Source organism: Bacillus sp. ISL-51 (genome assembly GCF_018613535.1).
Taxonomy (GTDB): domain Bacteria; phylum Bacillota; class Bacilli; order Bacillales; family Bacillaceae; genus Bacillus.
This window is the reverse complement of record NZ_JAGGQB010000005.1, coordinates 685,891-710,019: the sequence shown is the minus strand read 5'-3', so window position 1 is coordinate 710,019 and position 24,129 is coordinate 685,891. Positions and strand designations below refer to the sequence as shown.

The 24,129-nt window shown below is 46.4% G+C and carries 25 protein-coding genes and 2 pseudogenes; 12 read left to right on the top strand and 15 right to left on the bottom strand.

Annotated features, from left to right (window positions below; all coding sequences use genetic code 11):
* Complete coding sequence (locus J7E26_RS08415) at positions 1 to 717, bottom strand: glycerophosphodiester phosphodiesterase (RefSeq protein ID WP_214800687.1); 717 nt, start codon at positions 715 to 717, stop codon at positions 1 to 3.
* Between the two features lie 169 nt (positions 718 to 886).
* Here J7E26_RS08415 and J7E26_RS08410 point away from each other — a divergent pair, with 169 nt between their 5' ends.
* The 3 genes from J7E26_RS08410 to J7E26_RS08400 all read left to right on the top strand — a co-directional run bounded on the left by J7E26_RS08410 (position 887) and on the right by J7E26_RS08400 (position 3,098).
* Positions 887 to 991, top strand: coding sequence for a YhdX family protein (locus J7E26_RS08410; RefSeq protein ID WP_214800688.1), 105 nt, complete (start codon positions 887 to 889; stop codon positions 989 to 991).
* Positions 992 to 1,156: 165 nt separating this feature from the next.
* A complete protein-coding gene (locus J7E26_RS08405) occupies positions 1,157 to 2,272 on the top strand; it encodes a mechanosensitive ion channel family protein (protein WP_214800689.1) in 1,116 nt (371 codons plus the stop codon).
* Between the two features lie 55 nt (positions 2,273 to 2,327).
* On the top strand, positions 2,328 to 3,098 hold the full coding sequence (locus tag J7E26_RS08400; RefSeq protein WP_251034603.1) for an NAD-dependent protein deacylase: 771 nt from the start codon (positions 2,328 to 2,330) through the stop codon (positions 3,096 to 3,098).
* Between the two features lie 39 nt (positions 3,099 to 3,137).
* Here J7E26_RS08400 and J7E26_RS08395 read toward each other — a convergent pair whose 3' ends face one another.
* Positions 3,138 to 3,986, bottom strand: coding sequence for a polysaccharide deacetylase family protein (locus J7E26_RS08395; RefSeq protein ID WP_214800691.1), 849 nt, complete (start codon positions 3,984 to 3,986; stop codon positions 3,138 to 3,140).
* Positions 3,987 to 4,241: 255 nt separating this feature from the next.
* On the opposite strand from J7E26_RS08395, the gene dat reads away from it, so the two are divergent.
* Complete coding sequence (dat, locus tag J7E26_RS08390) at positions 4,242 to 5,093, top strand: D-amino-acid transaminase (RefSeq protein WP_214800692.1); 852 nt, start codon at positions 4,242 to 4,244, stop codon at positions 5,091 to 5,093.
* Between the two features lie 39 nt (positions 5,094 to 5,132).
* Here dat and J7E26_RS08385 read toward each other — a convergent pair whose 3' ends face one another.
* On the bottom strand, positions 5,133 to 5,723 hold the full coding sequence (locus J7E26_RS08385) for a TetR/AcrR family transcriptional regulator (protein ID WP_214800693.1): 591 nt from the start codon (positions 5,721 to 5,723) through the stop codon (positions 5,133 to 5,135).
* A 121-nt stretch (positions 5,724 to 5,844) separates the two neighbouring features.
* Here J7E26_RS08385 and J7E26_RS08380 point away from each other — a divergent pair, with 121 nt between their 5' ends.
* Positions 5,845 to 6,393 carry a hypothetical protein gene (locus J7E26_RS08380; RefSeq protein WP_214800694.1) on the top strand — a complete coding sequence of 183 codons (549 nt, stop codon included), beginning with the start codon at positions 5,845 to 5,847 and terminating at the stop codon, positions 6,391 to 6,393.
* 31 nt (positions 6,394 to 6,424) lie between these two features.
* Here the strand turns inward: J7E26_RS08380 and J7E26_RS18245 are convergent.
* Together J7E26_RS18245 and J7E26_RS08375 are read right to left on the bottom strand one after the other, a co-directional pair.
* Positions 6,425 to 6,526 (bottom strand): annotated as a pseudogene (locus tag J7E26_RS18245) (hypothetical protein); the annotation flags it as partial.
* A gap of 53 nt (positions 6,527 to 6,579) precedes the next feature.
* Positions 6,580 to 7,080 (bottom strand): universal stress protein, encoded by a 501-nt coding sequence (locus J7E26_RS08375; protein ID WP_214800695.1) that lies wholly within the window; start codon positions 7,078 to 7,080, stop codon positions 6,580 to 6,582.
* Between the two features lie 427 nt (positions 7,081 to 7,507).
* Here J7E26_RS08375 and bmrC point away from each other — a divergent pair, with 427 nt between their 5' ends.
* Positions 7,508 to 9,265, top strand: coding sequence for a multidrug ABC transporter ATP-binding protein BmrC (gene bmrC, locus J7E26_RS08370; protein ID WP_214800696.1), 1,758 nt, complete (start codon positions 7,508 to 7,510; stop codon positions 9,263 to 9,265).
* Positions 9,262 to 11,283: a multidrug resistance ABC transporter ATP-binding protein/permease BmrD gene (gene bmrD, locus J7E26_RS08365; RefSeq protein ID WP_214800697.1), complete on the top strand. Its 2,022-nt coding sequence runs from the start codon at positions 9,262 to 9,264 to the stop codon at positions 11,281 to 11,283. Before bmrC ends, bmrD begins: the two co-directional genes overlap by 4 nt.
* A gap of 41 nt (positions 11,284 to 11,324) precedes the next feature.
* Here bmrD and J7E26_RS08360 read toward each other — a convergent pair whose 3' ends face one another.
* The 6 genes from J7E26_RS08360 to J7E26_RS08340 all read right to left on the bottom strand — a co-directional run bounded on the left by J7E26_RS08360 (position 11,325) and on the right by J7E26_RS08340 (position 15,381).
* Positions 11,325 to 11,945 carry an NAD(P)-dependent oxidoreductase gene (locus tag J7E26_RS08360; RefSeq protein ID WP_214800698.1) on the bottom strand — a complete coding sequence of 207 codons (621 nt, stop codon included), beginning with the start codon at positions 11,943 to 11,945 and terminating at the stop codon, positions 11,325 to 11,327.
* Between the two features lie 28 nt (positions 11,946 to 11,973).
* Positions 11,974 to 12,099, bottom strand: a complete 126-nt coding sequence (locus tag J7E26_RS18240) for a hypothetical protein (RefSeq protein ID WP_286174400.1) — start codon at positions 12,097 to 12,099, stop codon at positions 11,974 to 11,976.
* A gap of 106 nt (positions 12,100 to 12,205) precedes the next feature.
* Positions 12,206 to 12,415: an alpha/beta-type small acid-soluble spore protein gene (locus J7E26_RS08355; protein WP_214800699.1), complete on the bottom strand. Its 210-nt coding sequence runs from the start codon at positions 12,413 to 12,415 to the stop codon at positions 12,206 to 12,208.
* 219 nt (positions 12,416 to 12,634) lie between these two features.
* Positions 12,635 to 12,850 carry a YheE family protein gene (locus tag J7E26_RS08350; RefSeq protein ID WP_214800700.1) on the bottom strand — a complete coding sequence of 72 codons (216 nt, stop codon included), beginning with the start codon at positions 12,848 to 12,850 and terminating at the stop codon, positions 12,635 to 12,637.
* Positions 12,851 to 12,935: 85 nt separating this feature from the next.
* Positions 12,936 to 14,276: a YheC/YheD family endospore coat-associated protein gene (locus J7E26_RS08345; RefSeq protein WP_214801303.1), complete on the bottom strand. Its 1,341-nt coding sequence runs from the start codon at positions 14,274 to 14,276 to the stop codon at positions 12,936 to 12,938.
* A 13-nt stretch (positions 14,277 to 14,289) separates the two neighbouring features.
* Positions 14,290 to 15,381 (bottom strand): YheC/YheD family endospore coat-associated protein, encoded by a 1,092-nt coding sequence (locus J7E26_RS08340; RefSeq protein ID WP_214800701.1) that lies wholly within the window; start codon positions 15,379 to 15,381, stop codon positions 14,290 to 14,292.
* Positions 15,382 to 15,626: 245 nt separating this feature from the next.
* Here J7E26_RS08340 and J7E26_RS08335 point away from each other — a divergent pair, with 245 nt between their 5' ends.
* Positions 15,627 to 16,760: a DUF445 domain-containing protein gene (locus J7E26_RS08335; protein WP_214800702.1), complete on the top strand. Its 1,134-nt coding sequence runs from the start codon at positions 15,627 to 15,629 to the stop codon at positions 16,758 to 16,760.
* Positions 16,761 to 16,847: 87 nt separating this feature from the next.
* Positions 16,848 to 17,201: a YlbF/YmcA family competence regulator gene (locus J7E26_RS08330; RefSeq protein WP_214800703.1), complete on the top strand. Its 354-nt coding sequence runs from the start codon at positions 16,848 to 16,850 to the stop codon at positions 17,199 to 17,201.
* Between the two features lie 87 nt (positions 17,202 to 17,288).
* Here the strand turns inward: J7E26_RS08330 and J7E26_RS18235 are convergent.
* Positions 17,289 to 17,449: pseudogene (locus J7E26_RS18235) on the bottom strand (hypothetical protein); the annotation flags it as partial.
* Between the two features lie 587 nt (positions 17,450 to 18,036).
* Here J7E26_RS18235 and J7E26_RS08325 point away from each other — a divergent pair.
* The 3 genes from J7E26_RS08325 to J7E26_RS08315 all read left to right on the top strand — a co-directional run bounded on the left by J7E26_RS08325 (position 18,037) and on the right by J7E26_RS08315 (position 21,911).
* Positions 18,037 to 18,903, top strand: coding sequence for a Cof-type HAD-IIB family hydrolase (locus tag J7E26_RS08325; protein ID WP_214800704.1), 867 nt, complete (start codon positions 18,037 to 18,039; stop codon positions 18,901 to 18,903).
* 115 nt (positions 18,904 to 19,018) lie between these two features.
* Entirely contained in the window at positions 19,019 to 20,521 is a 1,503-nt protein-coding gene (locus J7E26_RS08320) for a coproporphyrinogen III oxidase (RefSeq protein ID WP_214800705.1), read from the top strand.
* Between the two features lie 100 nt (positions 20,522 to 20,621).
* Positions 20,622 to 21,911, top strand: coding sequence for a lysine N(6)-hydroxylase/L-ornithine N(5)-oxygenase family protein (locus J7E26_RS08315; protein ID WP_214800706.1), 1,290 nt, complete (start codon positions 20,622 to 20,624; stop codon positions 21,909 to 21,911).
* Positions 21,912 to 21,937: 26 nt separating this feature from the next.
* Here the strand turns inward: J7E26_RS08315 and J7E26_RS08310 are convergent, their stop codons facing one another.
* Genes J7E26_RS08310 through J7E26_RS08300 form a run of 3 tightly spaced genes read right to left on the bottom strand, consistent with a single transcriptional unit; the run spans position 21,938 to position 24,039 of the window.
* A complete protein-coding gene (locus tag J7E26_RS08310) occupies positions 21,938 to 23,152 on the bottom strand; it encodes a cation:proton antiporter (RefSeq protein WP_214800707.1) in 1,215 nt (404 codons plus the stop codon).
* Positions 23,153 to 23,159: 7 nt separating this feature from the next.
* Positions 23,160 to 23,657 carry a cation:proton antiporter regulatory subunit gene (locus J7E26_RS08305; protein ID WP_214800708.1) on the bottom strand — a complete coding sequence of 166 codons (498 nt, stop codon included), beginning with the start codon at positions 23,655 to 23,657 and terminating at the stop codon, positions 23,160 to 23,162.
* 28 nt (positions 23,658 to 23,685) lie between these two features.
* Positions 23,686 to 24,039: a hypothetical protein gene (locus tag J7E26_RS08300; protein ID WP_214800709.1), complete on the bottom strand. Its 354-nt coding sequence runs from the start codon at positions 24,037 to 24,039 to the stop codon at positions 23,686 to 23,688.
* Between the last annotated feature and the right edge of the window lie 90 nt (positions 24,040 to 24,129).

Below are 24,129 nucleotides of genomic sequence, written 5' to 3'. Positions count from 1 at the left end.
TCAGCCACCCTTAGTAATGAAGTCCGGATAATCTGTTACAATGCCGTCAACTGCCATGTCCTGCAGCTTGGCGGCTGTCTTTTGGTTTCTTACCGTCCAGGCAAACACCTTCAAGCCGTTTTTGTGGGCGGTAGAAATCAAGAAACGATTAAGCCGGGTATATTTAATATTGACATAATTTGCGACTGATTTGTAGGCGTCAAGCTGACTTCTTGAAAACATACCGAAGCTGGGCCGGGTAATAATTGCGGTCGGCACAGACGGGTACATGTCGTGAAAGGTCTGGATCGACTTGATGCTGAATGATTGAACAATATGATGAATCGAAAAGGAAAACCGGCCTAACAGCTGGCCGACAGCTTTCTCAAGACCGACTTGGGAAGGATGGCCTTTCAATTCAATCAAAAGCCCGATTTTAGGATGATAGCGCTTCAGCACTTCTTCAAGTAAGGGTATCCGTTCACCTTTAAACTCAGGGCTGAACCAGCTTCCGGCGTCAAGGGCCTGCAGCTCCTTCAGCGTAAAATCTTTTACAAAGCCGGAACCGTCCGTCGTCCGGTCCACTTTGTCATCGTGGATAACGACAATATGTCCGTCTTTTGTGAGCTGGACGTCAAGCTCAATTAAATCAGCATTCATATCGGCCGCAATATCAAATGCGGCAAATGTATTTTCGGGCGCGTATCCTGATGCGCCGCGGTGGGCGATGGTATACAAGCTTGTCAGCTCCCCTCAAGGGCATTTCTGTTATTGTATCAAATTTCATATATGCACAGCGATACAAACTGGTGAATGTGCAAAAAGTATTTTTTTGGAATAAAAACAGTGCTTTCTTCTGTTTACAATAGATTGAGATCATTTATAATGGCACAAAGGAGGCGAGATCATGGGAAAAGGGAGATTGAAAGTGGAGGAAAGAATTAAGGCCGAAACCGATGCTGAAATGCAAAAAGCGACTCTCCTGAATCAGACACAAACGAAGAAGAAATAGGTGCCTGCCCCTGTTGTATCTGGCTGATAATTGAACGATTATGCGCGAAAACTCCGGCTGTATTTCCCAGCCGGGGTTTTTTGCGGTGCATCAGACATTAAAGAAAGATATTCGCCGAATATTTTAGTATAATATAGATTCGATCAGACAAAAGGAGCATTTGCCATGGCTAAACATTTTCAGAGCTTTTTTACTCTTGAACATATCTCACAAATCGGCATCAGCATAGGAATTTTACTTGCTTTTCTCATTCTCAGAAAGCTGTTTGTCAAATATTTTTTTCAACTGATTTATAAATTGGCAAACAAGCCGAAAACAGACATTTTCACACAAATCGCCGTGGCGTTTGACAAGCCCGCCAGATGGTTTTTTGCGGCGTTGGGACTGTTTTTGGCAATTGAATATTCACCGTTTTTAGACGGACAGATGGACATTGTGAAAAAAATGTACCGTTCTCTTATCGTAGCGCTGCTCGCTTGGGGGCTGTGCAATTTGACATCAGCTTCTTCATTTTTGTTTCATAAAGTCAATAAGCGCTTTGAGCTTGATATGGACGACATTTTGGCGCCGTTTTTATCTAAGGTGCTTCGCTTTGTGATTTTGGCGCTCAGCGTCAGTGTGATTGCGCAGGAATTTAATTATGACGTCAACGGATTCGTGGCCGGACTGGGGCTTGGCGGATTGGCCTTTGCGCTTGCCGCTAAAGATACGATCAGCAATTTCTTCGGCGGCATCATCATTATTACAGAGAAGCCGTTTACGATCGGCGATTGGGTGGAGACCTCTGCTGTGACCGGGGGCGTTGAAGATATCACCTTCAGAAGCACGAGATTCCGCACGGCGCAGGGAGCGCTCGTCACCGTTCCCAATTCAACGCTGTCCATGGAGGCCATCACAAATTGGACAAGAATGACAAAGCGCCAGGTTACGTTCTCCATCCGTGTCTCTTATGCGACGCCTATCGAAAATTTAGAGCGGTGTATCATCAGGCTCAGAAAGATGCTGATTGAACATGAAGGCGTGCATGACGATACGATCATGGTCAATTTTGATATGTTTGCAGACAGCTATTACAATCTGTTTTTCAACTTTTACACGAAGACCATCGTTTGGGCGGAAAGCTTAGACGTGCGTCAGGACATTAACAGCAGGATTATTGATATTTTTGCCGAGGAAGGCGTGGAATTCGCTTACCCGGGTCAAACGGTATTTGTAAAGCAGAAAAATCAGAATGACCCGTTTCAGGTAAATCAGCATTCCGGAGAAAAGGAACGGGCATAACAAGGCCCCCGTCCTGAAAGGTAATCTGCCTTTAGGGCGGGGTTTTTTTCATGATATGATAAAAAGAAAAGGCGGTGGCAGAGTGGAAGGGTTTTTGACATTGATCAATCAGGCAGAACGTATCGCGGTGCTGACCGGGGCCGGCATGAGCACGGAATCGGGCATTCCGGATTTTCGGTCTGCGGGCGGTATATGGACGGAAGACACGTCCAGAATGGAAGCAATGAGCCGCGAATACTTTGAACGCCATCCCCGCGAATTTTGGCCTAAATTCAAACAGCTGTTTCAAATGAAAATGAGCGGAAACTATGAACCGAATGCCGGTCACCTTTATTTGGCCGATCTCGAAAAGCGGGGGAAGCAGGTAGACATTTTTACGCAGAATATTGACGGGCTTCATAAGAAAGCGGGAAGCAGCAGTGTATATGAGCTTCACGGTTCGATTCAAACGGCTGTCTGTCCTGATTGCAAATCGCGTTACGGGCTTTCTCATTTACTGAAGGAGGACGTGCCGGAATGTACAGCGAAAAAAGCAGACGGAAAAGTATGCGAAACGGTGTTAAAAACAGATGTCGTTCTGTTCGGCGATCTCGTTCAGCATTTTGAGACCCTCTATGAAAAGCTTAATCAAGCGGATCTCCTGCTCGTTATCGGTACTTCGCTTGAGGTCGCGCCGGCCAGATTCGTGCCTGAGGATGCGAGCCGGATACCGGGATTGAAACAGGTGATCATTAATCTCGAGCCGACATATTGCGACCATTTATTTGATCTGGTGATACATCGGAAAATCGGTGAGTTTGCAAAACATATCAACTCCGCAACGTAGACGGAAAAAAGCCGGATCATCTATACGATCCGGCTTTTCTTATTCATGGACGGGAATCATTTGATCCGTCAGCACATCGAAGGAATAGCCCTTCGCTTTCAGCTGTTGGATCAGGCTTGGCAGCGCATGAACCGTGGCAGGCAGATCATGCATTAAAATAACAAGAGGCCTGCTCGTGCGGCTGCTTTCTAAATAAGCGAGCTGGTTCAGAACCTCAGGCACATATTGTGCGTTTTTGTACTTCCAATCCTCGCTGTCTATCGTCCAATCCCAGTATACGAATCCGCCTTTTTCGAGATTTTTTATCTGGGCATCTGTCAACGACGGCTTACTTCCGTAAGGCGTGCGGACTAGATCGGTTTTCACCCCTGTGATCGCTTGAAGCGTGGCACGGCCCTGCTGCATTTCTTTCAGAGGCGACGTCGGGGTTTGGTAAAACAGTTTATTGTCGTGCGTGACGCCGTGCAGACCGAGCGCAATTCCTTCATGATTTGCTCGCTGAACGGAATGTTTATATTCGTTCATCCGCGGTGCAAGCATAAAAAAAGTGGCTTTTGCGCCATGTGCCTTCAAAACATCCAATAATTTGTCAGTATAAGGAGAAGGCCCGTCATCAAATGTTAAATACACCGTTTTTTTGCCTGTGTCCCGCTCTCCCTGTAAGTGCTTGATTAACACGCCGGGGGAATCGTTTTTCAGCCGCAGGCTTTGTTTTTCATCACGAAGCTGGCCGTTAGCCGTGACAGTGATCTGTTTATTCTTAGCGGCGGAAGTTGAATAGCCCAATATGACGATTAACAGAAGCAGTCCGCACAAAACTGCTAAACTCGTTAGTTTAAAAGCCAGTGAAAACAGAGAAGGGGAAGCACCTTCTTTTGTATTGCGCATAACAATCTCTCCAGTAGCATAAATTTCTGCATATTGCTGAAACAGCGGAGGCTTAAATAAGTGCCATAAGTTAACAGCATATGTATGTCGAGTCAAGTATACAGGAATAAAACTGGTAAGAACATAGAAAAATTGTCGAAATATAAGATTTTAAGAAAAAAATAAACTCTGCTCCCGGCTTGTTCAGTATGATAGAATAGTTGACAATAACAGCTGAGAATGCGCATCAGATTGATAACGTTTAGGAGGGGTTGTATGAAAGTACTTGTAAACGGCCTGTTAATTGATCGTGAGGAAGCGGCAGTTGATATTGAGGACCGCGGATACCAATTCGGTGACGGCGTGTACGAAGTGATCAGGGTGTATAACGGAGTCTTATTCGGACTGCATGAGCATATCGAGCGTCTTTTCAGAAGTGCTGCTGAAATCGGCATCACCCTGCCGTATAGCGCGGAAGACGCAAAGTGGGATCTGCAAAAACTCATTCAGGAAAACAAACTCACCGACGGCGGCGTTTACATTCAGACAACAAGAGGGAAGGCGCCGAGAAAGCATCAGTATGATAAGGGCTTAGAGCCGCAGACTACGGCGTACACCTTTTCCGTGAAAAAACCGGAAAATGAGCAGAAACAGGGAGCGGCGGCCATAACGGCAGAAGATAAGCGGTGGCTGAGATGTGATATTAAGAGTCTGAATTTACTGTATAATGTCATGATCAAGCAGAAAGCCTATGAAGCGGGCGCTTATGAAGCAGTGCTCATAAGAGACGGGGCAGTCACAGAAGGAACCTCCTCCAACGTATACGCTGTCATAAACGGCGTCGTCCGCACACATCCGGCCAATGAGCTGATTTTAAACGGCATCACCCGGATGAAAATTTTGGAGCTGATCAATCAAAACGGGATTCAGGTAAAAGAAACCCCTCTGACTGAAGAGGAACTCAGACAAGCGGATGAGATTTTTATCTCGTCAACGACTGCTGAATTAATTCCGATTGTGACCCTTGACGGGAATCCGGTCGGCAGCGGAACGCCGGGACCTGTCGCCAGAAAGCTTCAGGAGGCTTTTCAGGCCAGCATTCAGCAGGAAATCGGGATTCAATCGTAAATGGACAAAAAAGGCCGGAACACAAATCCGGCCTTCTTTTTACTGGTCGATGCAAAGAGAATCTACATGCTGAACGAGCACGCGGGAAACCTTATCCTTCACAAGCCGCTCCGGCTCAAGCATGGCATGCAGCGCCAATCCGTCCGCAATGGCGTATAATTTCTCTGCTTCTGTTTCTTTATCAAGATGTGTTTTCAAAAGCTTACTTTCGTCCAGCCAGTCAATCAGCTTGTAAATATAGCTGTGTATGCCGTCGTGCTGGGCATTAAACTTCTCTCCCTTATGTCTGGCATAAGCTGTGAAAGCAAACCAGACTTCCATTTCGGCTAATGTTTCCTCATCTGTCGGAATAATTTCAAGCATCAGCTGTACCGCCTTTTCTTTCGGCGGCAGATCTTTCATGGCGACTTTCTGTATTCTGGCGGCTGCTTTTTCTTTTACGAGTGTCATCGCATATCCCAAAAGCTCGTCCTGGGTAGCAAAATAGTGCCTCAGTGCGCCTAATGAAAGGCCTGCTTCCTGGGCAATGTTCCTGACTGTCGCTCCTTCCATTCCCCGTTCTAAAATCATCCGCCATGTTGCTTCGGCTATTTGTTTTCTTCTTTGTTCATGATCAATTTTTTTAGGCATGGTTCTAGTGTATCAAGAAAAAAAACATCACGCAATTTTACAATACGATTGTATTAAATAAAAAAGGGTGTTACAATGCTTTTTAGTAAAACAATTGTATGAAGACGAGGGGGAAATAAGTTTGAATGCTGTTGCTTGGATGATTGTAATTTGTGAGGCTGCTTTTTGGGCGGCTGTCATCAGCGGATTGGCGGCGCGGTATCTATTCAGGCGTCAAAAGCTCGGGATGTTCTTTTTCGCTTTGATTCCTCTTTTGGATGCGGTGCTGTTTTTTGCAGCCGGAATTGATTTATATAAGGGAGCAACCGCCACGATGGCGCATGCAATCGCCGCCATTTATATCGCGGTGTCAGTCGTTTTCGGAAAAAGTATGATTCAATGGGCGGATGAACGGTTTCGTTATTATGTGTTAAAGGATGGATCAGAGCCTGTAAAGCGGTACGGATTGGACCACGCCAAACACTATGCAAAAGGGTGGGGGAAACATGTTTTGTCGTTTGCGATCGGCGGCATTCTCTTAGCCGGAACGGTTTTTCTCATTCAAGACTCTTTACGCACCGAAGCGCTCAGCCAATTGTTAAAGGGCTGGTCTGTCGTGTTATGTATTGATTTTTTGATCATGGCCAGTTTTTTTGTCATGCCGAAAAAGAAAGGAAGCCGGGATATATAAAAAAACTTGCAGGTGTGATGCCTGCAAGCCTTCAGTTATTGTTATTCCATTCAGCAATCGTTTCAATCGGCAGACGGTAAGAGACATAGCCTTCATCGGCCGCTTATCCGATCGAAAAAAGCATGACAGGCACTCTAAGCCGAATGCTCCTGTGAATGTTTCTTTTTCATAGTCCCGATCGGATCATCACTTTACAATGAGAACCGGAATATCGGATTTCGACGACAGTTTTTCACTGACGCTCCCGAATAATAGTTTTTTTAATCTGTTTTGATCCCTGCTTCCCATGACAATTAGATCTGCCGATATACGGTCGGCGTGCTCAATAATCGCATCAGCAGGATCTCCTTCTAAAATATCAATATCTCCGTCTATGTGGTTATCATTCAAAAGCATTCTTGCTTCCGCAATGACTTCTTCCGTACGGTCTTCATAAATCATCGGGGCAGGAACAGCTCCTTCCGTATTCAGCGGATCAGGAACGCTTGCAATCCCGCCGCCGATATACGTTGCCCCTGTTACCGGCCTCGGCGGATCAACAATCGTCTGCGTCTCTTTCACATTGTGAGAATGGACGACCGTTAATGTTGCGTGTAACGTTTTTGAAAGGTCAATGGCTTTTTGAAGCGCTTTCTTACTATCGTCACTTCCGTCAAAAGCTGCAATCAGCCGATCTGCGTGAAACATTGGCCTCATCCTTTCAGAAAGAAGGTTTTACATGACATTACCCGGCCATTAGAGTTGTAAAACCTATATTGACAATAAAAGGATTTGTTTATATGATGAAGGGAGAATATAGGAAAAAGGAGGTATGGATCATGTCATTATTAAATGTGTCAACTCAACCACAGCTAAATATCGGCGTGACCGCCATACTGTTCCCGTTTTGTAACCGTTAGCTTAAAACAGTGCAGTCGCGCATAATCGGCGGGTCTGTACCTTATGAATGATAATAAGAGGCATGGAGCTGAGGCTTCATGTCTTTTTTTATACAAAAAAATAAACGAAAGACAGGTGTGATGGATGTGAAGAAAATAGCAAAAGCAATCAGAAGCAGAGAAAACAATATGGATAAACTTGAAGGCGGCTGACGGCAGAAGGGAGCTGAACGTATTTGTTTACTGTATTAAAAAAGCTGGCATGGTTTTTTAAAGCCTACTGGCTGCGATATACCGTTGCGATTGTATTGCTATTGTGTGTTAACGTCATAGAAATGTTCCCGCCTAAACTTCTCGGCAACGCGATAGACGATATGAAGGCGGGCGTGTTTACGAAAAATGGGATGCTGTTTTACATTGGTGTTTTTCTCGTTTTGACGGCTGTTGTCTATCTGATGTCTTATTTTTGGATGTACCAGCTTTTCGGCGGTGCGAACGTGATGGAGAAAATTCTCCGTTCGAAACTGATGGGCAGGCTCTTGCATATGTCTCCTCCGTTTTTTGAGAAATATAGAACGGGAGATTTAATGGCAAGAGGGACGAATGATTTGCAGGCTGTGAGTCTGACGACGGGTTTCGGCATTTTGACCCTGGTCGATTCCACAATGTATATGCTGACGATTTTTTTGACGATGGGGTTCCTCATCAGCTGGAAGCTTACGTTTGCTGCTATTATCCCGCTGCCGTTTATGGCGGCTGCCATCAGTTTGTACGGAAAAAAGATTCATGAGCGGTTTACGGAAGCGCAAAATGCCTTCGGTTCATTAAACGACAGGGTGCTTGAGTCGGTTTCTGGCGTTCGGGTCATCCGCGCCTTTGTACAGGAAAAAAATGATGTCAGCCGATTCAGTGATATGACGGCGGACGTGTATGAAAAAAATATGAAAGTGGCATTTATTGATTCGCTGTTTGAGCCGACTGTGAAACTTCTCGTCGGTCTCAGCTATCTCATCGGACTCGGCTACGGCGCCTATCTTGTTTTTCAAAACCGGCTGACACTCGGAGAACTGGTATCGTTTAACGTGTACCTTGGGATGATGATCTGGCCGATGTTTGCGGTCGGGGAATTAATTAATGTGATGCAGCGCGGGAATGCCTCATTAGACCGTGTCAATGAGACGCTTTCTTATGAGCCTGACGTCAGGGAGCCGCTCAAGCCTGCTGCCATAAAAGAGCCGGGACGCCTTGTTTTTGATGATGTCACCTTTACGTATCCAAGCGGGACGCGTCCCGCTCTATCCGGCGTTTCTTTTTCTGCAGAAAAAGGGCAGACGCTCGGCATCGTCGGAAAAACGGGAAGCGGAAAAACGACAATCATTAAGCAGCTTCTGCGTGAATATCCGCCGGGAGAGGGCAAGCTGACTTTCACAGGCGTTCCCATCCAGCAAATTCCGCTCAGCCGGCTCCGCGGATGGATCGGCTATGTGCCGCAGGATCACATTTTGTTTTCAAAAACAGTAAAAGAAAACCTGCTGTACGGCCGCCAAGACGCAAACGACGAAGAGATCCGCAGCGCCTTAAAGGAAGCGCATTTCGAAAACGATATCAGCATGCTTTCTCATGGACTGGAGACGCTCGTCGGAGAAAAGGGCGTCGCGCTGTCAGGCGGACAAAAGCAGCGCATCTCCATTGCGAGAGCGCTTTTGACCGACCCGGACATTCTCATATTGGATGATTCGCTTTCCGCTGTTGATGCAAAAACGGAAGCCTCCATCATTGACAATATCAGAGAAAAACGGCGGCACAAAACAACGATTATCACCACACACCGTCTCTCTGCAGTCGAGCATGCAGACCTTATCCTCGTCATGGACGAAGGACGGATATCTGAAAGAGGCACACATCAGGAGTTACTGGCGCAAAACGGCTGGTACCGGGAACAATTCGAGAGGCAGCAGCTGTCCTCTCTTGATGAAGGAGGGAACAGCGCATGAACACCGGAAAAAGACTGTGGAACTATGCGCTTTATTATAAAAAGCTGCTGATTTGGGCTGTGGTTTTGCTGATCATCGCGGTGAGTGCTGAGCTGACCGGCCCGTTTATCGGGAAAAAAATGATCGACGACCACATTCTCGGCGTTGAAAAAACATGGTATAAAGGCTCTTCGGAAGAGCCGGACGCAGTTAGGTTTAAAGGTTCCTATTATGTCAGAGAGGACCGGATGAAGCCGGGCGCCGAAAAAACCGGCGAGGCGCATATTTACCAAGTCGGAACGGCTTACTATTTTGTAGACCGTCACGTCAGCTTTGACGGAAACAGGTCGGTGTCTGACGGGAAGCTGACGATGTCAAACGGAAAGGAAAGCAGGTCATATCCCGCTGTAATGTTATCAAAACAGGACATTTTTCAATTTTACCGCCCGGAAATCAAAGGGCTCATGACATTGATCGGTATTTACGCGGGATTGCTTATTTTTTCTGTGTGCTTTCATTACGGCCAGCATTACCTTCTCCAAATGGGCGCAAACCGGATTATACAGCGCATGAGGCAGGATGTGTTTTCTCATATACAAAAGATGCCGATCAGCTACTTCGATAATTTGCCCGCCGGGAAAGTTGTCGCGCGCATTACGAATGACACCGAGGCGGTCAGAGATTTATACGTGACGGTGCTGTCAACGTTTGTGACGAGCGGCGTCTATATGCTGGGTATTTTTACGGCGCTGTTTATGCTCGATGTCAGGCTTGCGGCATTATGTCTTTTGATCGTTCCGATTTTAATGGTCTGGTCTGTCTTTTACCGTAAATATGCATCTGTATTTAATCAGAAAATCCGTTCCATTAATAGTGACATCAATGCGAAAATGAACGAGTCGATTCAGGGGATGCCGATTATCCAGGCGTTCCGCCGTGAAAAGGAAACAATGAAGGAATTTGAAGAGCTGAATGAAGCCCATTTCCGCTTTAAAAACAAAATGCTGTCATTAAATTCCCTCATGTCTCACAGCCTTGTGAATGTCATGCGCAACATTGCGTTTGTCGGGCTGATCTGGTACTTCGGAAGCGCGAGCCTGAACGCCTCAGGCTTAATATCCATCGGGGTTCTGTATGCGTTTGTTGATTATCTGAACCGTTTGTTTCAGCCGGTCACAGGCATCGTCAATCAATTTTCAAAGCTCGAATTAGCCCGGGTCTCAGCCGCCAGGGTATTTGAGCTTTTACAAGAGAAGGGAACGGAGACACAAGGAGTCCCGGCGAAAAGAAAGGCAGAGGGGACTGTGGAATTCCGGGATGTCTCATTTGCTTATCAGCAGGGAGATACAGTGCTGAATAATATCAGCTTTACGGCCGAAAAAGGAGAAACGATTGCGCTCGTCGGCCATACGGGCTCCGGCAAAAGCTCCATCCTGAATATTTTGTTCCGTTTTTACGATGCGCAAAAAGGAGATGTGCTGCTGGACGGAAAAAGCATTTACAGCATGTCGAGACAGGAGCTCAGGTCGCACATGGGCATTGTGCTCCAAGACCCGTATCTTTTCTCGGGGACGATCGGCTCCAATGTCAGCCTCAATGATGACAGCGTTTCTCTGGAGCAAGCGGAGGAAGCTCTCCGCCAAGTCGGCGCCGGCGGCCTTCTTCAGTCCTTGCCGAAGGGCATCCGCGAGCCCGTCACGGAAAAAGGCGGAACGCTGTCCTCAGGCCAGCGCCAGCTTATTTCTTTTGCAAGGGCGCTCGCTTTTGATCCGGCCATTTTAATATTGGATGAAGCGACGGCGCACATTGATACGGAAACAGAAGCCGTCATTCAAAAGGCGTTGCACGTGGTCAAACAAGGGCGCACGACATTTGTCATTGCCCACAGGCTCTCAACGATCAGAAATGCTGATCAGATTCTGGTTTTGGAAAAGGGGCGCATCATTGAAAAAGGAAGCCACGATGAACTGATGGAGCAAAAGGGGCAGTACTATCAAATGTATGAACTGCAAAAAGGCACGGCGCAATCCGCAGTGTAAGAGGAAGGGCGAATCCCGCGGTTCGCCCTTTTTGTTGGGTTTTAATAGGCAAGTCCTACGCGCTTTCTGAAAAACTGCGGCGATACAAGTTCATGATAAAGAAAATGCGCCGTATCCCCGACTGTTATTTTAACGCCGCCTTCCGGAAGGACATCTTGTTCGAAGCGGTAGGTTCCGGCGGCGTCTCCGTCAGGAAGGTAAGTGGGGCAAATGATCGTCCAGTCCAGATCCGAAGCCAGAAGCATCGTATACACGCCAGCATGCTCCTCAGCGGCTCTGGTTGTTTTTCGTTTAGATTCTATTGATTCAAAACGGTATTTATCAGGCTCCAGCCGAGATTGAAGAATGCCGGCGGTTCCGACAGTGAGCAGACGCTGAACCTGATTTTGTTTCATGCTCTCGATGATATTCCGTATAGCTGCTGACAGTGTGTCGTCTCCGTCCGTGCTGAGACAGCTGACGACTGTGTCTGCTTTGGAGATGATCTGATTGACATCCTCCGGTTTTCGCGCATTTCCTTTGATGATATGATCTTCAGAAATGGGGAGCTTTGTGTTATCCGATCTGACGAAAGCGAATATCTCGAGGTGTTTATGTTTACGCGCTTCTTCGATAAAAGCCTGTCCGACTCTTCCTGTCGCGCCGAATAAAGCGATTTTCATCTAAAAAACCTCCTCGCCGCTCATTATATCATTCAAAGCAGCGCGGAAAAGAAAACCTGCTGATAAATGCAAAATGGTGGGCAACATATTCATTGACCATGGAGACACTTACGAACTGAATCAGCTCCCAATTGACTGCGGCAATGAATGACACATGTTTTCCCTCCTTTTTTCCTAGGGTATGTGAATGAGAAAAAAAGGGTGCCCGCCGACATAAAAGAAGGCGCGGTGTACGCGCCTTCTGTGAGCCATTTATTGAGTTATTGTACGCCTTGGCCGCCCATGCTTTGCTGTGCGAAAGATACTAAACGTTTTGTGATTTCTCCTCCGACAGAACCGTTCGCACGAGAAGTTGTTTCTCCGCCAAGGTTTACACCGAATTCAGAAGCAATTTCGTATTTCATTTGGTCGATTGCTTGAGCAGCGCCAGGTACTAATAATTGGTTTGAAGAGTTGTTTTGGTTTGCCATTTGTATGATCTCCTTTATATAAATAGTATGGTTGGGTTTTCTGGAGTTGCACCAGTTTATGGTTTTTGGTTGAAAAACCGCTGCCTGCTCGGCTTCACCCAATGCAGTGGCTGCTTTGTACTACGTATTATGCTGATTCGCGCGGCATCTCATGCGGAAAAAAGGGTGGTAAATAGCGGAAGAAAAAAAGCTCAGCCGTTTGCCGGCTAAGCTATAAGATCAGTCATATATGTGATAAAGCATCAGTTCGTGCAGCTCCTGGATGAGAGCCGGTTCTTCTTTACCCGGGTGAGAATCCCCCCATTCAATTTCTCCGGACTTATGATAAATACCTTCGTAATGTGTGCCCTGGTAGTAAAACGAAATCCGCCATCCGGGCAGCTTCTCTTTTTTGAATAACGGTTTCCAGCTGAAATGCGAAATCATGAGGTTCACGCTCCTTTACCGGAAATGTCTTCCTGTTTCATTGTAGCCCATATCGTTCAAGCTTGTCCTATCGGAATGTAAAAAAAGCCGTCCATCACCGCCAGAGTTTCTCCGGGGCGGTAATGGACCGTTCTGATAAATAAGACGCATATTCAAAATTTCTCCGTTTTGTCAGATAATCGACCGATTTCAGCTTCGGATGTGAAAAGATGCTGCGGCCCGGGCGGGAATTCGCTTCAAACATCCAGACCTTTCCGTCATGATCGATCCCGAGGTCAAAGCCGATTTCTCCGATAAATCCTTCAATATGTTCACTTAAAACACGGCTGACAGTTAAAGCGGCTTTCGAAAGCTTTCGGATGATACCGATTCTTTCCTTTGGGTCGCCGTATAATTCGCCTAACGTTTTCACTTCTCCTCCATTGGCAAGGTGGGTCGTGATGCTGTTTTTTCCTGAGATCTTTGCCGCGATGGCTGTTACCGTCCATTTCCCTTCGGCATTTTTATTCGTATGAACCCTGAAGTCCACGGGGCGTCCTTCCAGCCGGATCAGATTGATGCCTTGCTGGATTAAAAAAGCGGCGGGATCGTGGTTTTCTTCAAAAGCTTTCATGAAGGAGGACGCATCAGAATAGCGGGTTGCGGAAAATGATTTTTCGTCATTCGTATGTTTTACGGTAAAGCCGGGAGCTGTCTTTGTGAGCTGATAAATGCCGGCTCCGAGTGCTCCGTCAGCTGGTTTAATGTAGACGGTTTCGTACATGCCGCACAATGTGTCTATCGTTTCAGCATTGGGGTGTAGGATGGATTGCGGCAAGAGTGAAGCGGTAAGGCTGTTTTTTTCAAGAAACTTATGAATGTCCCATTTGTTAAAAAATTGCGGATTAAACCACGGAATCTGATAATCATTCATCAGCCGCTGTTTTGTTTGCTGTAAAAGCGGCACCTCCTCGGTTTTCCTGCTCGGCAATCGGTCGTACACCACATTCGGAAGAGGAACGGCTGCGCGTTCCCAGCCGTTTTCTTTATAAAGAAGCCCCTGAATGGTGCCCTCTTTCCAGTTCACTTGATGGGCGCCGAAAACAAAACAATAACCGCTCGCTTTCTCATGCAGGGAAAGCAGCTTTGAAAAAAAGAGAGAGCGGTCTTTTAACGGCCGCAAAGGCGATGAGGTGAATCCGGCTGTATATATGCCGATCAGCGGGCCGATATGCACCGTCTGTTCGTGAATGAGAAGGTCGGCCCGGCTTTTGTGCGGTATCATCAGCTCTTCAAACAAATCTTCAGAAAGAAGCGCGCTTTTTTCAAGTGATTGTGTAAAGGAGACACGGCACTTGACCACCTTGGTTCCGAAAGCGGCAGACAAAAGCCCTTCCCGTTTCATCGAGGAGGGGAGATACAGCGTATTTTTGCTTTTTTTATCTATGCCGACCATGATCCCAATCCCTTTACGATTCACGCGGAAGTACCCCTTTCTGGCTCTCCTGTGAGCGAAGATCGCGTATGCGTTTCAGCGGACTGGTATAAAGCTCCTCTTTCAGCTCGGGAGATACGCTTAAAACCGCTTTCCGGCCCGGTTTTGAATTGACATCTAACAGCCAGATGCGCCCGTCTTTGGCATAACAAATATCAAGCCCAAGCTCAAACAGCGGCCCGAACCGTTCATCGAGAAAATAGGGGACGGATTGGGTGATAGAAAAAACATCATCTAATAAAACCGCCTGCTGCTTCTTCGGAATATCCTCAAACCACGCATCGAATTTAAGCGGTTCAGATCCTCCTGACAAATTGGATAAAAGCCCGTTCTGGTAACCTCTTCGGACCACTTTTCCTACCGTTTCCCAAGCCCCTGACTCACTTTTACGCATGAAAATCCGTATATCACACGGGTATCGTTCTTTATCTTGGATATTTAAATAAGCCTGAAGCAAATAGCGGTGCTGTAACACTTTTTTGCACCATGATTTAAAGGATACAAGGTTGGAAAAGGTTTTTGTTTGTTTGTTCTTTCCGATATGGTAAGTGGCTGAGATTGATTTTTTGCCGGATTCGAGCAGAATAATGCCCCTGCCGCCCGCCCCGAAAGCGGGCTTGAGAATACACGCCTTTTCCTTCGTTAAGTATGATTGAATCTGTTCATAGCGGCTTACTTGAATGGTTTCTGGAATGTACGGGCTGATCAAATGATGCTGTTGCAAAGCATCTGTTACCGTCCATTTATCAGGAAGCCCCCGGCCGATAAATTCTGTTTTCGGATATTTTTTAAGCCACTCTACAATCGGTTTCGCTTTTTGGGCGCCTGCGGCTTTGCCGTAAAAGCAGCGGTCATAAATATATTCAGGAATATCGATTTCCGATTCATTCCATTTGCCGCTTTTCGGATGATAAACAAGCGCTTTTACGCGTAACGTTTCAGGAGATATATCAAACGGTGTAAAACGGACAAAGCGCACATTATAATCGGGCGCCCTTTCTGCCAGTTCGCAGGCATAATCTGCTTCGTGCTGGCGGGATACGGACATAAAACCAAGTGTTGTCATGTTGTTACTCCCCCTTTATTCAAAAGCCGCTGACTAAAAGGCCCTTCTATACATTGAACATGCCAAGCGCCGCTTAAAAGATGTTCTACTGTAAAGAGTACGATACATTATCTTGCCTTATTCCTGATAAACAAGATCATTTCGGATTCTTCATTTGCCCGTGCTCACGCAAGCCTCTATAATACGAATAGATATATCATCAAGAAAAAAGAACATAAGATGAAGATGGAGGCAGATGAAAAGGAATGGGCATAGCAGGAACGTTTATATTTATGATCGTCATCGGAGCCGCGATCGGTGCGGTGACGAATCATCTTGCAATTCAAATGTTATTTCGTCCGTACCGGCCATATTATCTGTTCGGAAAACGGATTCCTTTTACACCGGGGCTGATTCCGAAAAGACGGGATGAACTGGCGAAGCAGATGGGGCTGATGGTGACGAACCACCTTTTAACACCTGAGGGCATAAAAAAGCGGCTCATGTCAGACACCGTCAAAAAACAAGCGCTGCATTTCGCTGAACAATTCACACAAAAAATGGCCGCTTCCGGCATGACGGTTCATGAGGCCTTGGCCGCGATCGGCATAAAACATCCGCAAGAGGCGGCCGATACGTGGATCGGCCAGTTTACTGACGAGAAGCTTTCTGAACTTTACAGTAAATATGAGCACCGCGCCATTAAAGAATGGCTTCCGGGTGATGTGCAGGATAAACTGGAAGAAAAAGTGCCGATGGTCGCCGATTATATTTTGAAGCGGAGCAGCGATTATTTTGAAAGTGAAGAAGGGAAAGAAAGGCTCGGCAATATGATTGATGACTTTCTGAAAGCGCGGGGAATGCTAGGCAGCATGGTACAGATGTTCCTCGGCAACTCAAGCCTTGCAGACCGCGTGCTGCCGGAGCTGTTAAAGTTTTTGCAGAACGATGAAACGAAAAAGCTTCTGTCCGATCTTCTTTCGCAAGAATGGAGCAAGCTCAAATCTTATACACTTTATGAGGCGGATGAAAAATGGAATGCGAAAGATCTGCTGTTCAGCCTGAAAAACCGGGCATTAACCGCATTCTCAACCGCACCGTTTTTTGAGCGTCCGATCGGCACTTTCATTACCCGTTATGAGCAGGACATTACAGGAACGTATGCGCCGAAGCTGCTTGAAGCAGCGCTGGGCGGTATAGCGGCTCATTTGGAAGATGTACTGAAACGGCTTCGCCTTGAGGAAGTCGTAAAAGAGCAGGTTGACCAGTTTCCGGTTGAGCGCCTTGAGGAAATGGTGCTGTCCATTTCCAAAAAGGAATTTAAGATGATTACGTATTTAGGCGGTCTGCTCGGAGGGATTATCGGAGCGATACAGGCTTTGTTTGTCGTCCTTTTTTAACGAAAACATACGCCGATAATGAAAGTCGCTTCGCAGTCTGTTATAGTGGAGTGGTATGTCTGAAAGGAAAGAAAGGAGCGGTTTAATATGGCAGTCAATTTTTATGACGCAGCATATGATCTTGAAAAAGCACTGCGGAACAGCGACGAATACAGCCGTCTGAAAGGGCTTTACGATCAAGTAAATGCTGATGACTCTGCAAAGCGCATGTTTGATAACTTCCGCAATGTGCAGCTGAATCTTCAGCAAAAGCAAATGTCAGGTGAAGAAATTACTCAGGAAGAGGTAGAGCAAGCGCAAAAAACAGTTGCTCTCGTACAGCAGCATGAAACGATTTCTCAGCTGATGGAAGCAGAACAGCGCATGAGCATGCTGATCGGCGAATTAAACAAAATTATTATGAAACCTCTTGAAGAGCTTTACGGCAACCCGGAAAATTAATGTGACGAACCCCTCTTTTTGAAAAGGAGGGGTTTTTTATTCGGCGGAAAAATCAAGCGACCCTTTACCGTCCCGTTGATGATAATGGTGTGTTGTTGAAATATCATTAAGGTTATTCGCTGCGCTCTTTCTCACATATAATAATTCATTCTGTATTAAGCGTTCAAGAAAGGAAGAATCGGAAAGGGATCGGACAGAAGGGAGGAATGGGGGCTTACCCATGGGAGATGCGGCCTGGAGCCTTCGCTGGTTTAACGCAAGTTCCGGACAGTCCTTTTGAAAAATGAGCGCCAGACATTTGTCCCGGCCAAAAGCCGGATCTGCATTTTTTATGATGTTCATCAGGTTTTGAATGAAGTCATCGTTATAAATGCCCTTTAATTGAGACTTGTCTGTCACCGCTTTTTTCTTTATTGGATGCGAATTTACGTCCTGTCCCAGCTTTTATATTACCTTCAGCACAGGGGCACCCTCTGATTTTTTTAGTTAAAAAAACCCTTGTCTTTTCACAATAAAATTGAGATAATAACTCTGAAAGCGCCTACACTTACCGAATATCAAAGGATACGGTCGCCTATACTGTCTGTTTTTTTAGGGGTAGCAACAGAGAGTAAGTGAAACGAGCGCATCAACGGTCAAATAAGGGGTTCCTGATATATTTCGAAAATAGAAATACACATTGGGAGAAAGACAGCAAACGATCGTATCCCAAAAAAGACGACCATTCAAAGTCTGCTGAGGCAGGCTTTTTTGCTGCGAGAAAAGGTTGTTCTAAACAGAGAGACAGGGTCATATCCTAATGACAAGTACAGTCATCAAGGAGGGGGACTTCTCTGTGTCAAAACAAATGCTGGCGTTAAATATAGATGGGGCGCTTCTTCGGTCTAACGGAAAGCTGCACCAGACGACAAAGGATGCCATCGATTACGTGAAGAAAAAAGGGATTTACGTCACGCTGGTGACAAACCGCCATTTTCGATCCGCTCAAAAGATAGCGAAAACGTTAAAGCTTGACGCAATGCTGATTACCCACAGCGGAGCGTACATCGCCGAAAAAATAGATGAACCGTTTTTGGAAAAGAAAATCTCAGAAGACCACACGTTTAATATTGTGCAGGTGCTGGAAAGCTACCAATGCAACATCCGGCTCCTTCATGAGAAATATTCCATCGGAAACAAGAAAAAAGTGAATTCAAACTTACTGGGGAAAACAATGATCCACCCGTCTGACCCGATTTTTTATCCGGTGCAGTTTGTCGAATCATTAAGTGATTTGCTGCTTGATGAACCCGTATCGGCGCCCGTCATTGAAGTCTATGCCGAAAGCGGCCTGCAAACTGACATAACGGAAACGATAGTGAAAGCCTTTCCGTCCGTTGATGTGATCCGCATTAACGAGGAAAAGCTGAACATCGTGCCTAAAGGCGTGTCAAAGGAAAGCGGGCTGGCGATTGTCGCCGCTGAGCTGGGTCTATCAATGGAAGAGGTCGTCGCCATCGGCCATCAGGATGATGATCTGCCGATGATTGAGCTTGCCGGGCTCGGTGTGGCCATGGGAAATGCTTCCCATGAAGTAAAAAGAAAAGCGGACTGGGTGACAAGGTCAAATGACGAACAGGGCGTTGCCTATATGATCAAGGAATATTTCCGCATGCAGCAGCGAAAAGGATTTCTCGATAAGTTCCACATGAAACGCTTATAATAAAAAGCCGCAGGCATGCAATCGCCGGTCTGCGGCTTTTTCGCGCGGATTGATTTTAGCCTGTTCTTTCTGTACACTAAAGAAAGTTTTGAATCTGAAAAATAAGGTGATCACATTGCAAATAAAAATAGACGGCATTACGGATGACAGGCTGCATCGTCCGCTGCAAAACATCGCGAATTTATTTTTTGAAGAGTGTGTTCTCGTATACGGCGAGACTGACGAACCTTGCGATCTCGTCATCTCTCTCAGCATTTCCCGGAGTGCGGACAGTGTTTCGGTATCAGGAGAAATAAAAGGGACGGCCGTCACGGAACACCACACGAAACAGGTTCTCGCCGGATGGATTGAAAAAGAAGTTTTTAAACAATTAAAAAACACGTTATCATACGTGTATTTAAATCTTCTTCAAGCCCATACAGGCATTACGCAAAAATGGGGAATCTTAACCGGAATCAGACCGACAAAGCTCCTTCATAAAAAACTCCAAAGCGGGCAGACGAAGGAGCAAGCGCACACCGAACTGAAAAAGGATTACTTAATTCATGATGAAAAAATCAATTTGATGCAGGAGATCGTCGACCGCCAGCTCGCCGCGGTTCCCGATCTGTACCGGGTCAAAGATGAAGTGAGCATTTATATCGGAATACCGTTTTGTCCGACGAAATGCGCCTACTGCACCTTCCCCGCGTATGCCATCCAAGGACAGGCCGGAAGAGTCGGCTCTTTTTTATGGGGGCTTCATTATGAGATGCAGAAGATCGGAGAATGGCTGAAGCTGCATGACATCAAGGTAACGACAATTTATTTCGGCGGCGGAACGCCGACGAGCATTACGGCCGAAGAAATGGATCTTTTATATGAAGAAATGGCCCGTTCCTTCCCGAATGTTGAAAACATCAGGGAAATCACGGTCGAGGCCGGGCGTCCTGATACGATAACGGAAGAAAAGCTGGCCGTTTTAAATAAGTATAAAATCGACAGAATCAGCATCAATCCGCAGTCGTACGAAAATGAAACACTGAAGGCGATCGGCAGGCATCACACAGTTGAAGAAACAATCGAAAAATATCATCTTTCCCGCAAGCACGGCATGAATAACATTAACATGGATTTAATTATCGGTTTGCCGGGAGAAGGCGCAGCCGAGTTCAGAAACAGCCTTGATGAAACGGAAAAGCTCATGCCTGAATCCCTGACCGTTCATACGCTTTCCTTTAAACGGGCTTCAGAAATGACGAGAAACAAGCATAAGTATAAGGTCGCTGACAGAGAAGAGGTGTCCCGCATGATGGACGACGCCGTCCGCTGGACAAAAGAGCACGGCTACACTCCGTACTACTTGTACCGTCAGAAAAACATACTCGGAAACCTTGAAAATGTCGGATATTCCATACCGGGACAGGAAAGCATTTATAACATTATGATTATGGAAGAAGTACAGACGATTATCGGTATCGGCTGCGGCGCCGCAAGCAAATTCATTCACCCTGAAACGGGAAACATCACGCATTTCGCGAACCCGAAAGATCCGAAATCATACAATGACCGATTCGAGCATTACACAGAAGAAAAAATAAAATATTTAGATGAGATGTTTGTAAAATCTGCTTTATAAACGGAAGACGGCACGCGATCAGTGTGCCGTTTTTTTATGTTTAGCCGGTCGTGAGAAAGGGAAAAACAGATCAGACTGTTAATCATAAGAGGTGTAAAACATGTATGATGTTATAGGAGTAGGAATCGGGCCGTTTAATTTAGGACTGGCAGCATTACTGGAGGACATTCCTGAAATAGACGCCCTTTTCTTTGATAAAAAGAAGGAATTTGCGTGGCATCCGGGTCTTTTAATTAAAGGAACGGATTTACAGGTGGCGTTTTTAGCGGATCTCGTTACACTGGCCGATCCGAGAAGCCGTTATACGTTCCTGAATTATCTGCATGAAAATGATCGGCTGTACCGTTTTTATACGTTTAATGAATTCGATATTCCGAGACGCGAATTTAATGACTATTTAAGCTGGGCGGCTTCAGAAATCGAGTCGTGCCGTTTCGGCTCAGAGGTCGTTGACGTAAAGGACGCGGACGGACATTATCAAGTCAGCGTAAAAAATACTGAGAACGGAACCGTCACGGAGTATAAAGCGAAACATATCGTAATGGGCACGGGCACTGAGCCGCTTGTTCCGGTTGAGCTTGATGACGATGCGCGGCGGGACACGCTGGTAAGCCCGGAATATTTGTTTCGGAAAGACGAGCTCAGCGGCGCTGAATCAATTACAGTAGTCGGCTCGGGCCAAAGCGCGGCGGAGATATTTTCTGATTTATTGAATGATGAAAAGCACCGCAGCTGCCGGCTGCAGTGGGTGACACGGTCCACCGGATTCCGTGAATTAGAAACCGCGAAGCTCGGCCAGGAAATGTTTACGCCGGATTATGTGGAATATTTCAATCGGCTTCCTTTCAAAGAACGGCTGAACGCGCTCCCTGAGCTGAACGGGCTGCGCCACGGCATTGATTCTGACACGCTTGCGTCCATTTATGACGCCCTGTACCACAGGTCGATCAGAGGCGGCTCGCCAGACGTGTACATCCAGCCGATGGCGGAGCTCAAAGAGATTGAAAAACGTGACGGGCGATGCGTACTGAGCTTTCACCAATGGCAAATGAATGAATCCTTCCAAGTTGATTCAGAAAAAGTCATTTTGGCCACCGGCTTTAAGCCGCATATCCCGAAATGGTTTTCAGCTTTCTCTTCTAAAATTGAATGGGAGGATGAGAAGCGGTTTAAAGTGACGGATGACTCCCGCCTTGTCTTTAAGGACGGCCGGACCCATCATTTTTTCACATTAACGAATCTCGATCATTCTCACGGCACGGGCGCTACGAATTTAAAGCTTTCTGTCTACAGAAATCAAAGAATGATCAATACCATTATGGGAAAAAAGCATTTCTCCATTCAGAAAAAGACGGCTTTTCAGCAATTTCTTCCCGCTCAAAAAAACTGACCCCTTGTGACAAGAGGTCAGTTTTTTTATGATCCCGGCTGTTTTTTAACAGCTGTCTTCCACTTGAATACTTTGTTCAATTGAAGGTATATCCGCTTCGATTCCTTTGTGAGCAAAGGGCCGAGAATCGCAAGAATCAAGACGTACAAAGCAGCAAACGGCTTTAGCGAGGCGGACAGTCCCCCGGCGATGCCGAGATTTGCGACGATGATTGAGAATTCACCGCGTGACACGATGGTCAGCCCGATATTGGATGATGCTTTATGGGAAAGCCCTGCCCGGCGGCCGGCAATCATACCGGCGATAAAGTTCCCGGCAATGGTGAGAAGGACGGCGCCTAAAGCAAGCCATACCGCATCCCCGAGTGAAAACGGGTCAATGCTGAGCCCGAAGCTGAAGAAGAACATGGCCCCGAAAAAGTCCCTGAACGGTACAACGAGGTGTTCAATCCTGTCAGAATGAACCGTTTCTGAAAACACAAGCCCAAGTAAGAGCGCGCCGATCGCTTCAGCGACATGAATCGTCTCGGAAAAACCGGCGATGAAAAAGAGTGCGGCGAAAATCACGATGACAAACACTTCGTTTGAACGGATATCAAGCAGCTTATTCAGAATAGGCGGCAGCTTTCTCGCAGCGATAAAAAACAGCAGCATATAGCCTAGGGCGATCACAATCGCCAAGAGCGCGCTTCCGACGGAAGTTGCGTCTCCCAGCACAAGGCCGGAAACGACAGACAAGTACACCGCCAGAAAGATATCCTCAAACATAATAATGCCGAGAATCAATTCTGTTTCCGGATTCGCCGTGCGTTTTAAATCAACCAGCACCTTTGCGACAATAGCACTCGATGAAATTGTGATGACACCGGCCAGCACAAGCACTTCCAAAAAGGAAAAACCGGTAATGAAGCCATAAATCAGCCCTAAACTGAAATTTATTAATATATAAATCGTTCCGCCGACGGCTATCGACCGTCCGGATTTGACTAATTTTCCGACTGAGAATTCAAGCCCGAGGTAAAAGAGGAGAAACAGGACCCCCATCCGTCCGAAAAACTCAATCACCTCTCCGCTTTCTATAAACCTTAAGTCGATGATTCCCGCTTGGGGCGCGTGCGGCCCGACAAGCATTCCTAAAATAATCAGAAAGGGAATGATCGAAAATTTGATTTTATTTGCGATGACACTTGCAATGGCGACAAGCACAAGCGCCGTTCCGACTTCAAATACAAGATGGTCCATATACCGATCACACTCCGTCTCTTGAAAGGAAGTCTCGAATCAATTTCTTCAGATGCTTTCTTTCGCCTGAGAGGACGAGTGTGTCGTTCGCTTCAAGGACGGAATCTGCGCCGGGGTTCAAGAACTTTTTCTGGTTGTGCTTAATGATGGCGATTACCGTCACATCATAGTTCTGGCGCACATCCAGTTCACCGAGCGTCCGCCCGACCGATTTAGCTCCTTTTTCGACTTTAAACCATTCGATAATCAGATCGCTGAACGCCATTTCGATCGATTCGAGCGCCTGCGGTTTGTACACCATCCCGCCGATAATAGCGGCAATCTGCCTCGCCTCGGCATCATCAAGGGAAATACTTGCAAGAAGCTCATCAGGATCCTGGTCATCAAATCGGTAAATTTCCCGTCTGCCGTCATCATGTATGATAATCGTCATTTTTTCCTGATTTCTCGTTTCGATTTCAAATTTTTTACCGATGCCGGGCAAATCGTTTTCTTTAATATTCATAAAAAATCCCTCCGGAATTGTACTGTTTTTAGACTGTAAATTCAGACTGGCACTGATCATCGGTTTGATGCCGGAGGTAATTGGACTGGTATTGTATCGGAATGGCGCATGTCCTTTCCAATGTGGATTCGATGAATTGATCAAGAGGTTTGACTGATAACAGGCCGATCATCCGGGATAACACGCTGTACCCCTTTGACAGGTCTTGCGGTGAAGTTTTCGCGTAAGCAGGCGTTTTTGCCGACACCGTTTCCTGCGGGTACACCGAGATTTGGACGTGGCTGTCCGCTTCAGTCACAGTTTGGGAAAGTAAGACCACATCTGAAGAGGGGAACAGCACCATAAATATGCCCAGCACGAAGCTGAGTATCACGTATTTCATTATTTGTGTCCCCCCCTTTTTTTCATGTATGTCAATTTCACTATATAAAAATGTATGATCGGTTTCAAATGATATGCATTTTTCGGTATC